Origin of the sequence: uncultured Microbacterium sp. (assembly GCF_947489255.1) — a bacterium.
In the GTDB taxonomy this organism is placed as follows: domain Bacteria; phylum Actinomycetota; class Actinomycetes; order Actinomycetales; family Microbacteriaceae; genus Microbacterium; species Microbacterium phycohabitans.
In genome coordinates this window covers 523,649-538,076 of sequence record NZ_CANLCY010000005.1, presented here as the reverse complement: position 1 = coordinate 538,076, position 14,428 = coordinate 523,649, and the positions used below count along the sequence as shown (strand labels likewise).

At 64.4% G+C, this 14,428-nt stretch carries 13 protein-coding genes; 6 read left to right on the top strand and 7 right to left on the bottom strand.

Features of this window, described 5'->3' with window-relative positions; all coding sequences use genetic code 11:
• The coding region (locus Q0818_RS15795) for a chaplin family protein (protein WP_298877081.1) at nucleotides 1–669 on the bottom strand (669 nt) is incomplete at its 3' end.
• Between the two features lie 78 nt (nucleotides 670–747).
• Nucleotides 748–1,803 carry a hypothetical protein gene (locus tag Q0818_RS15790; RefSeq protein ID WP_298877078.1) on the bottom strand — a complete coding sequence of 352 codons (1,056 nt, stop codon included), beginning with the start codon at nucleotides 1,801–1,803 and terminating at the stop codon, nucleotides 748–750.
• Nucleotides 1,804–2,465: 662 nt separating this feature from the next.
• Here Q0818_RS15790 and dnaB point away from each other — a divergent pair.
• Complete coding sequence (gene dnaB, locus Q0818_RS15785) at nucleotides 2,466–3,761, top strand: replicative DNA helicase (protein ID WP_306169550.1); 1,296 nt, start codon at nucleotides 2,466–2,468, stop codon at nucleotides 3,759–3,761.
• A gap of 112 nt (nucleotides 3,762–3,873) precedes the next feature.
• On the opposite strand, the gene Q0818_RS15780 is transcribed toward dnaB, so the two are convergent.
• Nucleotides 3,874–4,794, bottom strand: coding sequence for a helicase-related protein (locus Q0818_RS15780; RefSeq protein ID WP_298877073.1), 921 nt, complete (start codon nucleotides 4,792–4,794; stop codon nucleotides 3,874–3,876).
• Between the two features lie 33 nt (nucleotides 4,795–4,827).
• Here Q0818_RS15780 and Q0818_RS15775 point away from each other — a divergent pair, with 33 nt between their 5' ends.
• The 3 genes from Q0818_RS15775 to Q0818_RS15765 are packed head-to-tail and all read left to right on the top strand — an operon-like array spanning nucleotide 4,828 to nucleotide 8,425.
• Nucleotides 4,828–5,418, top strand: coding sequence for a hypothetical protein (locus tag Q0818_RS15775; RefSeq protein ID WP_298877070.1), 591 nt, complete (start codon nucleotides 4,828–4,830; stop codon nucleotides 5,416–5,418).
• A 47-nt stretch (nucleotides 5,419–5,465) separates the two neighbouring features.
• Nucleotides 5,466–7,328 carry a DUF262 domain-containing protein gene (locus Q0818_RS15770; protein WP_298877065.1) on the top strand — a complete coding sequence of 621 codons (1,863 nt, stop codon included), beginning with the start codon at nucleotides 5,466–5,468 and terminating at the stop codon, nucleotides 7,326–7,328.
• 44 nt (nucleotides 7,329–7,372) lie between these two features.
• Nucleotides 7,373–8,425: a hypothetical protein gene (locus Q0818_RS15765; RefSeq protein ID WP_298877062.1), complete on the top strand. Its 1,053-nt coding sequence runs from the start codon at nucleotides 7,373–7,375 to the stop codon at nucleotides 8,423–8,425.
• Between the two features lie 138 nt (nucleotides 8,426–8,563).
• Here Q0818_RS15765 and Q0818_RS15760 read toward each other — a convergent pair whose 3' ends face one another.
• Nucleotides 8,564–8,746, bottom strand: coding sequence for a hypothetical protein (locus Q0818_RS15760; protein WP_298877059.1), 183 nt, complete (start codon nucleotides 8,744–8,746; stop codon nucleotides 8,564–8,566).
• A 554-nt stretch (nucleotides 8,747–9,300) separates the two neighbouring features.
• Between Q0818_RS15760 and Q0818_RS15755 the strand changes: the two genes are divergently transcribed.
• Nucleotides 9,301–11,031, top strand: a complete 1,731-nt coding sequence (locus Q0818_RS15755) for a DUF3696 domain-containing protein (RefSeq protein ID WP_298877056.1) — start codon at nucleotides 9,301–9,303, stop codon at nucleotides 11,029–11,031.
• Nucleotides 11,028–12,083 (top strand): hypothetical protein, encoded by a 1,056-nt coding sequence (locus Q0818_RS15750; protein WP_298877053.1) that lies wholly within the window; start codon nucleotides 11,028–11,030, stop codon nucleotides 12,081–12,083. The genes Q0818_RS15755 and Q0818_RS15750 overlap by 4 nt, the downstream gene beginning before the upstream one ends.
• A 49-nt stretch (nucleotides 12,084–12,132) precedes the next feature.
• On the opposite strand, the gene Q0818_RS15745 is transcribed toward Q0818_RS15750, so the two are convergent.
• The 3 genes from Q0818_RS15745 to Q0818_RS15735 all read right to left on the bottom strand — a co-directional run bounded on the left by Q0818_RS15745 (nucleotide 12,133) and on the right by Q0818_RS15735 (nucleotide 14,359).
• Complete coding sequence (locus tag Q0818_RS15745) at nucleotides 12,133–13,482, bottom strand: DUF6596 domain-containing protein (protein ID WP_298877050.1); 1,350 nt, start codon at nucleotides 13,480–13,482, stop codon at nucleotides 12,133–12,135.
• A gap of 13 nt (nucleotides 13,483–13,495) precedes the next feature.
• Complete coding sequence (locus tag Q0818_RS15740; RefSeq protein ID WP_298877048.1) at nucleotides 13,496–13,846, bottom strand: YciI family protein; 351 nt, start codon at nucleotides 13,844–13,846, stop codon at nucleotides 13,496–13,498.
• A gap of 159 nt (nucleotides 13,847–14,005) precedes the next feature.
• Nucleotides 14,006–14,359, bottom strand: a complete 354-nt coding sequence (locus tag Q0818_RS15735) for a YciI family protein (protein WP_298877046.1) — start codon at nucleotides 14,357–14,359, stop codon at nucleotides 14,006–14,008.
• Nucleotides 14,360–14,428: the final 69 nt, after the last annotated feature.

Sequence of the window (14,428 nt, the reverse complement as noted above, 5' to 3'; positions counted from 1 at the left end):
GGTGCCGTCGGTTTCGACGTCGCCGATGGAGCCGGAGCCCGTGCCGCTGCCGGTGCTGCCGCCGGTGGTGGTGGCGTCCTCGGTGTGGCTGTCGCCGATGACGGAGACGGCGTTGCCGCCGATGGTGACCGGAACCTTGATTGGGATGATGGCCTGGTTGCCGCCCAGGATGCTGTCGCTACCGTCGGTCGCCGCTCCGGGCATCTCGTCGGTGGAGACCGGCATGACGTGCAGCGGCGGCTGCTCGGGAGCCGTCTCCGGCTCGGGAGCGGGCTCCGGGGCCGGCGCGGGGGCCGAGGTGTCGGCATCCTCGCTGTGGCTGTCGCCGATCACCGAGACGGCGTTGCCCCCGACCGTGACGGGTACGTCGATCGAGATGATGCCCTGGTTGCCCGAGGCGGCTCCGTCGCTCCCGTCGGTGGTGGTCACCGGGGCGGCATCCGGTGCGGGGGCCGAGGTGTCGGCATCCTCGCTGTGGCTGTCGCCGATCACCGAGACGGCGTTGCCCCCGATGGTGACGGGCAGGTCGACCGAGCTCGCGGCCTGGTCGCCCGAGAGCAGACCGTCCGTTCCCGAGGTCTCCGCGGCATTGGCGATGCCGCATCCGAGGACGGCCAAGCCGCCCCCGACGAGCGCGCCCAGCAGGGCACGCGAGTAGAACTTGCGCATGAGAGTTTCTCCTGTGTGTGGATGAGGGTGCGCGAACGCGCGTGGTCGTGTGCCGTGCGGGGCACGGCGCGACCGTCCTCAGTCAGGAGAGACGTCTGCGGCGAAGACGGGGCTCCCCGGCAGGTCGTCATCGACTGCGTGGCGGAGAGCGAGCAGCAGCAGCCCGGCGCCGAGCGCGGCGTCGACGGGCGTTGCGAGAGGAGAGGCGGCCGTCGGAGAGCTTCCGGATGCCGATGACGCGGCCGGAACACCCGACACGGCGTCCGTGGCGAGAGGCGTGGGCGCGTGGGCGGGGGTCACAGGGGTGGCCGGGGCCGCGGCGGCCTGCGCCGACGGTGCGGAGTACGCGGCCGCGGTGAAGAATGCGGCGGTCCCGCGCGCCTGCGCGGTGAGCGCACCGGTGGGGGCGGCCGGGGAAGCCGTAGCCGATGCGCTCACCGGGATCGGGGGCGCGGTGTCGGCGGCGGGAGTCGCGGACGGGGGAGTGACGTCTCCGCCGAGGTCGACCGGTTGGATCGGGAGCGACGGCGCGGGAACGACCGGGACGACGGGGTCGACCGAGGGCAGCTCGCCCACGATGACGGGGATCGTCCCGTCGACGGCACCTCCCACGTCGGTGACGACCTCGCCCAGGCCCGTGTCGCCCACGACGGGTCCGACCACGGGGAGCGATTCGACGGTGTCGAGGATCGGCTCGACGATCGTGCCGACGACGCCGGAGTCGGCGACGTCGGACACGCCCTGCGTCGTGCCGTCGACGACGGTGTCGACTGTGTCGAGGGCCCCGCCGGTCACGTCCTCCACTGTGTCGAAGACGGAGCCGGCCGTGTCGGAAATCTCGGCCACCGGGGCTGCCACGGGCTCGGGCAGCGTCTCGGAGACGGTGTCGGTGACGGATGCCGCGGTCTCGGCGACGTGGCCCACCACGGGATCGACGACGTCGGCGACGGTGTCCGTTGCGTCGTCGACCGTCGAGGCGATGCCGCCCAGCAGTCCCGATCCGCTGCCGTCATCGGCGGAGGCGGACGACACCGACAGGATCAGCGAGACGAGGGCGAGGGCGAATGCCGCGCAGGCGCCGAGAAGGAGCAGTCGCAGCGTGTGCGACACCCCTCGCCCCGCCATGGCATCCATCGATGCACCCCCAAAGAATCGTCGGCGATTCTGCGCGGGCCACGGTACGCCTGCGTCCGCGGGTTCGAAAGGGGGCGGGTGAAATCCCAGTAGTGGTTCGGTAGCCGCGCGGTGACGGGCGACACGCCGGATGGAAAAAAAGATTTGACAGCGGGGGGCTCGGATCGGTAGTGATCCGGCGAGTTATCCCCCGAGTTGTACACATGTGGAGTCCCTAGCGCAGAACCTTCAAGGCCAAGTTCACGCAGGTTTCTCGCAGGAAAACTGTGGAGAGACTTATCCCAGCTCAGATGGCATTTATTGCCTCAAATTGGTATCCATCCACCGAGTTATCCACACTAGTTGTGCACAGACGTGGCGGCGTTTCCCGCAAGCTCTCCACAGAGTTATCCACAGGCCCGTTTGCATCTCGGGACAGGGGTATCTAGCTTGGGTGCAGTCCCTCGGGCATCCCCCTCACCAGCCGCGCGCGTCGATGTCGGAACTTGGTGATTCCCTGCTGACGAGGTCGTCCCACCCGCAGTGTTTCCGATCCCCTCCCGCGCGCGCGTGAGGCGGAGACGGGGCGTCCGAGCACAGAAGGAGATCACGTGGCCATCGCCGACATCGCCGAAGACCGTCTCGGAAAAGCACCGCGCCCCGAGCGCACGCCGCCGCACGACATGCTCGCCGAGCAGAGCGCGCTGGGCGGCATGCTGCTGTCGAAAGACGCCGTCGCCGATGTGATCGAGACCCTGCGCGGCGGCGATTTCTACGTGCCCAAGCACGAGCTGATCTTCGAGGCGATCCTCACGCTCTACTCGCACGGCGAGCCCACCGACGTCGTCGCCGTCACCGACGAGCTCATCAAGACCGGTGAACTGCAGCGCGCCGGCGGAGCGGACTACCTCCACACGCTCACCTCGATCGTCCCCACGGCCGCCAACGCGGGCTACTACGCCTCGATCGTGTCGGAGCGCGCGATGCTGCGCCGCCTCGTCGAGGCCGGCACGCGCATCGTGCAGATGGGCTACGCCGGCGAGGGCGACCCGGTCGAGCTCGTCAACAGCGCGCAGGCCGAGATCTACAACGTCTCGGGCGATGACAGCGCCGAAGATTACATCCCGCTGACGGTCGCGGTGGATGCCGCGGTCGACGAGATCGAGGCCGCTCGCGGCCGCGACGGGTCGATGACGGGCATCCCCACCGGCTTCGCCGGTCTCGACCAGCTCACCAACGGCCTGCACCCGGGCCAGATGATCGTGCTCGCCGCGCGTCCTGCCATGGGTAAGTCGACGCTCGCGCTCGACTTCGCCCGCGCCGCGGCGATCAAGTCGAACGCGCCGTGCATCTTCTTCTCGCTCGAGATGGGGCGCAGCGAGATCGCCATGCGTCTGCTCAGCGCCGAGGGGGCCATTCCCCTGCAGAGCATGCGCAAGGGAACGCTCGACTCGCGCGACTGGACGACGGTGGCGGCCACGCGCGGTCGCATCAACGACGCACCTCTCTACATCGACGACAGCCCCAACATGACGCTCGTCGAGATCCGCGCGAAGTGCCGTCGCCTGAAGCAGCGCGAGGGTCTGAAGATGGTCGTGATCGACTACCTGCAGCTGCTCACCAGCGGCAAGCGGGTGGAATCGCGTCAGCAGGAGGTCAGTGAGTTCTCGCGTGCGCTGAAGCTGATGGCCAAGGAGCTGCAGGTTCCCGTCATCGCCCTGTCGCAGTTGAACCGTGGTGCTGAGCAGCGCGCCGACAAGAAGCCGGCGCTCTCCGACCTGCGTGAGTCGGGCTCGATCGAGCAGGACGCCGACATGGTGGTGCTGCTGCACCGCGAGGCCGCGTACGAGAAGGACTCCCCGCGTGCGGGCGAGGCGGATCTGATCGTGGCGAAGCACCGAAACGGCCCGACCGACACGATCACGGTGGCGTTCCAGGGTCACTATTCGCGGTTCGCGGATATGGCACCGGGGATGTGACGGAGACGTTGTAGGTTTTTTTCGAAGTTGTCCATTTCGCGGATGAAATGTCCACGGTGTGTCCATATGGACATTTCGGGCAGCGAAGTCCCGCGGACGGACCGTCTACGAGTTAGTTGTAGTCTGCCACTGCTGGTAGAAGGGCTGCGAGTTCTGGTGTCCCATACGTGAGGAAGACCAGCGAAGCGTCGCCGCTCTCGTCCCAGGTCGCACGGTCGAACGTGACCGGCAGAGTCTCGACAGGAGACGCATCGAAGTACTCCTCGATGGCACGGACACCACCGAGCTCGTCGAACGAGAGCCTGGTCAGGCGTTCAGCCGGAGGCCTGAGCCAGTAGACCTTCGGACGCTGGTCGTCCACCTCGAATGCGACGCGGCTGAGTCCATTCGTCGTGAGCAGCCGCTCCAGCTCCTGCGGTGTTGTGGCACCGACGAGCTGCGGCGGCTGTTTGATACGACTCTCATCAGTGGGTTTGCCCAGATCGTCGTTACCCACCGGTTCGCTCTTGATCTCCTCAACCTGCTGGCGGATACTGCCGACCTCAGACTCAATGTCAATGGGCGTTGAGTACCTAGTCAGGGCGAGGCGCTCGATTGCCCGCTCCATGTTTGCGAGCACGGGTGCGGCGTCGCCGACGATGTCGGTGAAGTCTCCGTAATCCTCTGCGATGCCTCTGTAGACCTGCTCTTCTACGGTGTCGGCGTAGAAGTAGTTGCTAATGCGGATGTCTTTATAAGAGGCGCCGATGCGATCGACGCGGCCGATGCGCTGCTCGACGCGCATGAGGTTCCATGGCATGTCGTAGTTGATGAGCCGTCCGGACGTTTGCAGGTTCAGGCCTTCACTCATGGAGTCGGTGCCGATGAGCACTTCGAGCTCGCCGCTGCGGAACCTGGTCTTGATCTCCGATTTGGTGACCTCTGTCCAGGTCGAGGAGTCGGCGTCGTAGACCTCGCCGCCCCGGCCGGAGTAGCAGCCGAGCCGCCGGTAGCCTGCCGTGATGAGTCGTTCGCGCAACTGGATACCGGACACGAATACACAATCGTGGGTCGCCTAGATCCCAACATGACGTTCTCCCTAGCGCCAGCGTGGGTGAAGGTCGCATACACCCCGGTCGCGCAAACGGATCTCATACAGAGCGTCTTCGACTACATCCTCGACAGTTCGACCGTGGTGGGTCGTCTAGTGGCTATGGACGAAGCTGGATCCGCATCGACAATCGTCGAGGGACTTCTCGCTGGTCTTGCTGCTGCGCTCAAGCACCCGAGCTTCAGCGAGGAAAGGGAAGTGAGACTAATTGCGTTCCTGCCTCCCGGTGGCCGACCAAAGTTTCGCGGGAACAATCGCGGCGTGATCCCGTACATGGAGTTGACGACGGCCATCTTCCCGAACGTCGCCTACCCACCACGCACCTTCCCGATCCCAATCGAGGGCGTCCGCATCGGACCGCCGCGCGGGGACGCTATGGATCAGAGGCGCGCTGGCGTTGCCGCGCTGTTGAGGGCGATGGGGCGCGGCGCGCTCCCGATCAACGGATCGGAGATCCCGTTCCTTCCTCAGTCGCGGTTTCCATCGGCAGATCCGCGTGCAATTCTGATTGAACGTCCACGAGCATCCGAGCATGGGGAGGATGCCGCCGCCCAAGATCACTCGTAAAGCGGACGCCGTGCGCGCTCAACCCAATAGAACGGATCACGATCGACGTGGATGCTAAGACGTACCCGCTCCAGGACATCCTGAAGCCCGAGCGACGCTACGTTATCCCGACCTTCCAACGGGACTACGAATGGACTCGCGAAGGGCAATGGGAGCTACTCTTCGACGATCTTGCAACCGCCGCCGACCGACTGCTGACGGTGCGCAACAGCGGCGAAGACGGCTCGAAGTTGAAGTCAATGGAGCAGAGAGTCTCGCCGCACTTCCTGGGAGCGATAGTCTGCGCGAGCTTGCCGTTCGCGACCGGTGGTATCGCTCTTCGATCAGTGATAGACGGGCAGCAACGGCTGACGACTATCCAGCTCTTGATTCGCGGACTTCTTGACGTGCTTCTGGAGACCGAATCGGAGCGTGCCAAATCGGTTCGGCGAATGCTGTTCAATCCCGACGACGTTGTCGAGTCGCCGGACGAGGTCTACAAGCTATGGCCCCGCCGGAAGGATAGAGACCTCTGGCCGGTTGCGATGGCGAGCGAGCTTCCAACAATCACGCCAGATGCACACCTCTACCTTCAAGCGCGCGCGTACTTCGCCGATGCGACTCGCGAGTACGCGACTATCGATGGAGCCGTCGACCATGGCAGGCTGTCGGGCCTCGCCGACGCGCTATCAAGCCTCTTCAAGTTGGTCGTGATCGACCTCGACGACAACGACGATGCGCAAATCATCTTCGAGGTGCTGAACGGGCGCCAGACTCCCCTCTCCGCCATCGACCTGGTCAAGAACCTCCTTTTCCTCCGCGCCGAACTCGACGAAGAGAATGTTGAGGAGCTATACAACAGGTACTGGGCACAATTTGACGACAAGTGGTGGAAAGAGAATGTAGGGCGTGGCCATGCCGCGCGAGGGCGACGTGATGTTCTTCTCTCGGTGTGGCTAACAGCAGCCACCGGCGAGGAGGCCAATGTCGGTCATCTCTACCGTGAAGCACGCACATATCTCAATGACGGGCCAACCACCGAGGAAGCTCTGCACGATCTGAACTTGTTTGCGGAGGCCTATCAAACCGTCTACGAGAGGCTTCCCGCGCCTGACAAACGACTGACCGTCGCGTACAGGAGGCTTCGCGCTCTCGACATAACAACCGCAGTTCCGCTTCTCACGTGGTTGGCGACAATCTCCGCTGAACACCTCTCGCTTGAGCGTCAGATTCACGCTGTCGAGGCCGTCGAGTCGTGGGCTGTGCGTAGAGCTTTCGTCGGATGGCAGACGCGCGGCTATGGTGCATTGCTCGCGAAAGTCCTCAAGGACGCGAAGGTCGCGCTGAAGGCTGGTGGCGACGTCGCGGACATGATCAGCGCTTCGCTCAGAGACAGCGCCCTCGCATGGCCAACCGATGCCGATCTTCGGGGCGCCTTCTCAAGTCGGCAGTTCTACAACGGCATGTCGCAGGGCCGCATTCGGTTGCTTCTCGGCTCCATCGACCAGCAGCTGCGCCTGGAGAATCCGCACGAACCCGACGCAATGGTGGACTACGAGTCGCTGCAGATTGAGCATGTGATGCCGCGATCTTGGCCAGCACACTGGCCCGTGGTCGGTGGTGACGGCAGTGCTGTTGACAGGGATGATGAGAACCCCGAGTGGGTCGTCCGCGCCAGCGAGCGAAATGCGGTCGTGGACCGTGTCGGAAATCTCACGCTCGTGACGGCCACCTTCAATAACGAAGTCTCCAACCTTGGGTGGGAAGTTAAGCGCCCAGAGTTCCTCAAGCAGAGGAGTCTCGTCATCAATTACATGGTCGCAGACTCCGCGTGTTGGGACGAGGGGACTATCGATCAGCGCGGGCGAGGTCTCGCGGATGCGGCTATCCGTATCTGGGGTCCACCCCCGGCTGCTAGCCCGACCGTCTAACGGCACCAGTCCGGATCACTCCAGCGAGAAGAGGAAGGCACCCGATGGCGATCGAGCTTCAGGTCGCGCTCGTCGCCTTGGCGGGAACCATACTTGGCGTCCTCGTGACGCTTTTCACGTCGGTGGGGATTGGAATCGCCAACACCGTTCGGCGGGCGAACGAGCGATTCTGGAACGGGCGCAGGCTGCACGAAAAGTACTCGGATCCGCTCGCAGCTTCCGCACGCGATCTCATGCGGCGGCTCGACGAGTTGGTTCGAGTTGGTGGACGCGATTACTACCTTCAAACGCGCAGCCGACGTACTGAGTTTGAACTGCATAAGGCGAACAGCACTCTTTACAGGGTCGCGGCGATGCTCGCCTGGATTCGCGCCCTTCGGCGCGAACTCTTCTTTCTGCGGGCTGATCGTGGCAGGCCACGAGAGCATCAACGGGCTCTGGAGAGCGCATTGGATCGGCTTGCTGCTGCGCTTGCCGACGGTCAACACATGGAGGTCCTGCGTGTTGCAAAGGCTGCCGAGCAGCTGGGACTCGAACTGCAAGATGACGCTCTCGAAGAAGTCGGGCAGAAGCTGGACTTCGAGCTCGACCGATTCGTGCACTCACGCGGACGCCGGCGCATCAGAGAGTTGCCGCGACGGGGTCAGCGGCGAGCGGTAGCGATCGCCGTCTCAGCAATATCCGGCCGTGACGCGAGAGACCGCAGCCTCGAGTACCGATGGGAGGATCTCGTCCCTGCACTTGATGCGCGCGAAGCGTGGATCTATCGGGATTGGCAGTCAGCGATAGGCGACCTCATGTTGATTGATGCACCGGAAGGGCCTCGAAAATATGATGTCGTCGGGTACCGCGAGTTTGAGCGTTTGCTGGAGTCGGGAAACGAAGAGCAGCGCAAATGGCTTGATCGGCTAGGCCGCCTCTTCGAAGATCTCGACATGAGTAAATCGCCCTCCGAGGACGCTCGGATTGGATCGGTGCGAGCCATGTATCGCGCGTGTGGCGAGATCATCCTTGCAGTGGACAAGCTTGATGGCCGGCGTTCACCTGTGGACGATGCATTGAAGAACGCCGCAACGTCAGCAACCCAGCTGAACTAGCGCACGGGAGGCCGTGGGGACTAACGTCCCGCAACGGGATGGATCCCGCATTGATCGCCGCGGCTGTCGAACTCCATCGAAGTTCCCGGCTAATCGAGATGGCGCCGCGAGTGGCCAGCACCCCTCGCGGCACGCTTGTCATCCTCTGTTTCGCTGGGAGGCGGCGCGCGCTTCCGACGCGACGTTTACTAAGAACTGCTTCGCCTCGCGCCGCAGCACCGTTTGAAGGCCCGGATCTCGCCACACTCGAACGAGGTGCTGGGCGATCGTCGCGACGAATCGGGCGCCGGCGTCCTGCTGAGCCGTGTTGTTGAGGGTCATGTGTTTCACCTCCTCCGGGAGTTTGAGTGGCGAGTACGGGATACGACGCCTCAGCGTCCGTCATCCTCGCAATGCGGGCGGGCCAGCGGGCGCCATCCGAACGTGCAAAGTCGATCAGAATACGTCTCATTGCGTCGTCGGTCAAGCACGAACAGAAAGGAAGCCGAGCAGCCCTTCTTGACGACGGCTGACGTCGCACATAATCTGATCCACTTTGCTTCAGCGCCCCGGTCTCCTGGGCCGCGGGTTCAAGGTCCCGGCGGGTGAGAACTTAACAAGAAAGGAGGTGAACTCATGGGGAAGAACAACCGCTACCAGAACTGCTGGTCTGTGGGGAGGTGAGCGACGCCCGTCTGCACCAGCACTCCGGACCCCAGCACGCTTTCGGCGGCTGGGAGAAGGTCAGCAAACGGGGACGGCTCGTACTGGATGCGCGAGACGCACTAGTGACCCCCGCACACACCGCTGGGAGTACCTCCCCGCGGGGTGTGTCCGCGTTTTCGTAACGGCAGTTGCTCGACCTGGCACGCTATAGATCGAGAGAAAGGATCGAGGTGTCGAAGAACGACGACGACGGCTACTCGCGCCTCTACCGCACGGCTACGACCTCGTACAGCTCGCGCCTGATCACCGAGTTGCGTGTCCGAAACGTCAAGGCGCTGGCTGGCGAGCACACGATTTCGCTCGCGCCTCTAACTCTGGTGTACGGGCCGAACGCGGCCGGGAAGTCATCGATCATCCAGGCACTTCTGCTCGCAGCACAAAGCATCAATGCAGACAGTTTTGCTGCTCAAGGGCCGCTCGTTGACCTGCGCGACTTCAGCCATGTCGTCAACGGTCACGACAGTTCGAAGGAACTCAGCGTTGGTGTGCGATTCACCATCGAAGAAGAGGACTCCGACGCACTAATGACGGCACACTTTGTCGACAACGAGGTTGACGAGGTTCCCTCGATTGAGTTTGACGCGGGTGTCCTATTGACCTTCCACGTCCCGTCAGGCAATCAGGCGCCCGAGGTCCGCGCCGCTCTTGAGATCGGGAGCGCGGCCTTAGCGGAGCCCTCACCAGTTCCCGTTGCCGAAGGCGAGGAACCTGACGGACGTCCGTACGGTCCGTACTTCCTCCGTTGGAGTCTGGACCTAACTGACGCCACAGTCGTCGCGTCGCTCACCGCAGCGATCGAGGGTCTATGCGGGAACATCGCCGATGTAGCGGGGTCGGTGGCCCTGCTGCGATTTGCGTCGGACCTCGTGTCGGCGGGTGAAGCCGAGTCGGCAAGACTCGAATGTTGGGTGGATCCCATGGATTGGAAGCGAGGTTTCCACGCGCCGGCGACATTGCGGCTGTCGTTGGATCGCGCCACCACGCCTCGAGATGACCGACTGTCCATCGGAGTAGAGGGCCGGGGGTTGCTTCCCGAGGATGAGTCTGATGCGCGAGCGATGCTCGAGCACTGGGCAGAAGGCTCGCCGTCTGCGGACTATTTTCGCCTTCGCAGGCCGGTAATCGAGGTCTTCAGGCGTGTCGAAGAAGAGGCGCGCGGGCTCTTTCAATCCGCACGGCTGCCAGAGGACGAGAGTTCGGCGGCGAAGAGCTATCGTGAGCGATACGCGTGGCATCACCGCTCCGAAGCCGGCTTGATCAGCCTCGGACCCATCAGACCGATGCCGCAGCGGGTCCACCTCCAGGACGGTGTTCCTGATGACGCGGCACTCGCGCTGATTCGGCGTCTATATAGGAACGACAGACTCCTCGCGAGCGTAAACGACTGGCTGAAGCGGCTCGAGGTTCCCTACTCAGTCGCCGTCGACCGTCTTGTGTCGAAGAAGTCGGGTGTCGAGCGCGGGTACTCGTTCGACCTGACCGACACCCGTTCCGGCGTCGAGGTGAGCTTGGTCGACGTCGGATATGGAGTGAGTCAAGTCCTGCCGATCATCACTGAGTGTGTCGGATCGACCCGCGATGTCATCTGCATCGAACAGCCGGAGCTCCACCTCCACCCACGGCTCGCCGGGAACCTTGCGGAGTTGCTCGTCGAGACCGTTGCGCGAGGGAACCAGGTGATCGCTGAGACGCACTCGGAGAACATTCTCCTTCGGGTGCAACGACTGGTTCGTCAGGGTGCAATTCAGCCCCACGACGTCGCGATCATCTATGTGGACAATGGTCCTTCGGGCGCGTCTGCGCGTCGACTGCGTCTTGACAGTCGTGGCGGACTATTGGATCCGTGGCCATCCGGATTCTTCGACGACCGGCTCATGGACGTCCTTGGCCTCGACGCATGAGCAGTTCGCCACAGGTCCTGATCGCGACAGCCGTCGACCCCACGGCGCTGTCCGACTTCGGTGGGGCGGACCATGTCTTGACACACGAGGCGATGGTGACCGCCCTCTTGGACCATGGGCACCTGACCCTCGGTGCGGGCGATGCAAGCGCGCTGTTCTATGCGATCGACAGTCTTGAAAGTCCGTACTCGCGGTCGCAGTGGAATGAGTTGCTCATCGCCCTGAGCAGGTTCAACCGACTTGACGATCAGGAGACGCGGCCCGACTCAATCGAGCATTTTCTTGCCGGGTTGGAGAATGGCGAGGGCGCAGGGGACTGCGTACAACTCGCGATAGTGGGTAAGACTGACGCTGGTCAGTGGGAGCCGGATCTGCGCACAGGCTCACACGAGGTCAACGGGACGGCGGTGGTTCGGCCGCCCTTTCTCAGCCACGCATCACCTCTACGACAGGCTCGCGAGATTGGCAGTTTCGCGGACGGCACTCCTCGCGACGTCATCGCTGATGCGCTGATTCGGCCGCTCGCCTCGCGGTCTCGGGTTGTGAAGGTACTCGATCCTCACCTGATGGACCACGTCCTTCGAACGGCAAAGGGTCGACGCTTGGATCACACTGAATGGCTCGTCAGCATACTCGCGAGTGCGATGCCCGAGGGCGCAACGATCGAGCTGATCGCTGACATGCCGACAGCACGAACCGTCCAAGACAATGGCGATGAGGTGCCGCTCTCGGATGCCCTTGCAAGGAGTCTCATCGAGGACGCCATCCACAGAGCGCTCGTCGCGCGCGGCGGGAATCCGATCCACACGAGGGCAACGCTTGTTCGCGCGCATCCCAAGAAGAACCCCAACCGATACTTGTGGTTTAGCTGCGGCGCGACTTTGGAGATCACCCATGACATCGCGCGACTCGGCACGCCGCGCATCTGGGAGCGCGTGAAGTTCACTCGACAGCGCGGAGAGGATTCGGATCACGTGGTGAAGACTGCTGAATCGTATGAACAGTTCCCGTCTGCTGCGGCCAAACTGCAGATCACCATCTCGAACGGGTAGCGAGTCGGCACCGATGTCGTGGTCGATTTGAGGAGTCGCGGTGGACAACTCACATGCCGTCGCGTCCGTTCTTCGATGGACATTTCGAAACAGCCACCCGCGGGACGACGCGAACGTCAGGACATCTCTGAGCGGTTCCTACAGAGGCGTCCGTCTCTCTGCCCAGCCGCGCTCGAAGCAGGCGTCGCTCAGCATCGTTCGCCGTCAGTTCCAGGGCGCGAAGGTCTTCGCTCATGGCCTCGTCGCTCCGGCCGAGGTCCTGCAGCATCCGCGCACGCACGGCGTGCCACAGGTAGTAGCCCGCCAGATCGTTCTCGAGGGTGTCGACCTCGTCCAACGCTTTTCTCGGCCCGTCGACCTCGGCAAGGGCCACCGCGCGGTTGAGTCGGACCACGGGTGACCGGTCGTACGCCAACAGCATGTTGTACAGCGTGAGCACCTGAAGCCAGTCGGTGGCATCTCCGTCGCGCGTGTCGGAATGACAGGCGGCGATGGCCGCGTGGAGCTGCCACCGTCCCGGGCGGCGGAGTCTGGCGGCATCCCCGAGCACGGTGTGCGCCTCGGCGATGAGGCGCCGGTCCCACCGGCTCCGGTCCTGGTCGGCGAGCAGGATGAGCTCTCCGTCGACGGCGCGTGCGCCCTCGCGCGCGCGGTGAAAGAGCAGCAGGGAGAGCAGTCCATGGGCTTCGGCCTCGCGCGGCAGTTCGTGCGCGACGACCCTCGCGAGCCAGAGGGCGTCGTCGGCCAGGTCGCGGTCTGCGGCGGCGTCTCGACCTGTCACCAGGTGGGCTTCGCTGTACATCACGGAGACGACGGCGAGAACGATGTGCACGCGCGCGGTCCGCTCCGACTCCTCCGGGATGCGAAGCGGGATACCCGCGGCGCCGATCTTCCGTTTGGCTCGCACGATCCGCTGCGCCACGGTCGGTTCCGGCGACAGGGTCGCACGCGCGATCTGCGCGGTCGTGAGGCCGCAGATCGCGCGGAGTGTCAGGGCGAGCTGCGCATCGGGCGACAGCGCGGGGTGGCAGCAGCCGAAGAGGAGCGGCAGTCGTTCGTCCGGCTCGGCACCGTCCCGTGAGGGAGCCTCCGTCGGGTCGGGGAGGAGGGCGAGCTTCTCGCGGTAGCGCTTCTCGCGCCGAAGTCGATCCAACGCGTTGTTGCGGGCCGCTCGAGTCAGCCATCCCCCGGGATTCGGCGGCACACCGCGAGAGCGCCACTCGCGCACGGCCTCCTCGATCGCCTCCGCGACGGCTTCCTCGGCGAGATCGAGGTTCCCGAGCCACCGTGTGAGTGCCGCGACGATGCGAGCCGACTCCTCGCGGATGACCCGGGAGAGGTGGTGATCGGATGCCGCGGCACCGCCCGTGCGCGGGTCCGCGGCATCCGATGCAGTCATCGCCGCCGCGACCTCAGTAGACGACGATCGGTCGGATCTCGACCGCGACTCCGGGCAACTCGAGCATCGGCCACGTCTTGCTGAGGGCGATCGCGGCGTCGAGGTCGGCGACGTCGATCACCTGGAATCCCCCGACGACCTCCTTCGCCTCGGAGAACGGGCCGTCTGCGACGACCGGTGCGTCGCCATCGCGGCGGACGGTCGTCGCCGTGCTCGCGGGCAGGAGTTCGGCCCCGGATTCGGTCATCGCGTCGCGATGCGTGCCGAACCACTCGTAGGTGCGGCGATAGACCTCCTCGCGATGCTCGGGAGACACCGCCGCGTCGAGCTCGGGTGTGGAGGTGAACATGAGGGCGTATTTCATGGTCGTGTCCTTTCGTAGGGGAACCGTGTCACTGCTTCAGCGAACGGGCAAGCGCGAAATCGACAGTCCGGACGAATGCGATTCGCCGATGTGTCGTGGATCGGGCCGGAGCGGGCGTCGCGTCGTCGGCGGATGCCACCCGCTCCCTGCGCCGGATCGTCAGAGCTGGGCGGCCGACGGGTCGTGGAGCGGCCGGAGCTCGACACCACCGCCGGTGGCCGGGCAGAGCTTCGCGAGCTCCACCGCGTGGTCGTGATCGCGTGCCTCGACGGTGTAGTAGCCGAGCAGGACTTCCTTGGACTCGACGAACGGGCCGTCCGTCACGGTGCCCCCGGTGATCGTGGTCGCGGTCGTCACGGGTGAGAGTGCCCCGCCGCCCGTGATGGAGCCGCCGTGCTGGACGACTCCTTCGGTGAAGGTGTTGTGCGCCTCGACGACCGCGGCCCATCCCTCGGGCGACATGGTGGCGTAGTAGGCGGGGTCTTCGTAGATGAGGATCGCGTACTCGGACATGGAAGTGCCTCCTGCACTGGGGTGCGAGCCGGCGTTTCCGGCTCCGTCACAGTGACAGCGAACGGCCGC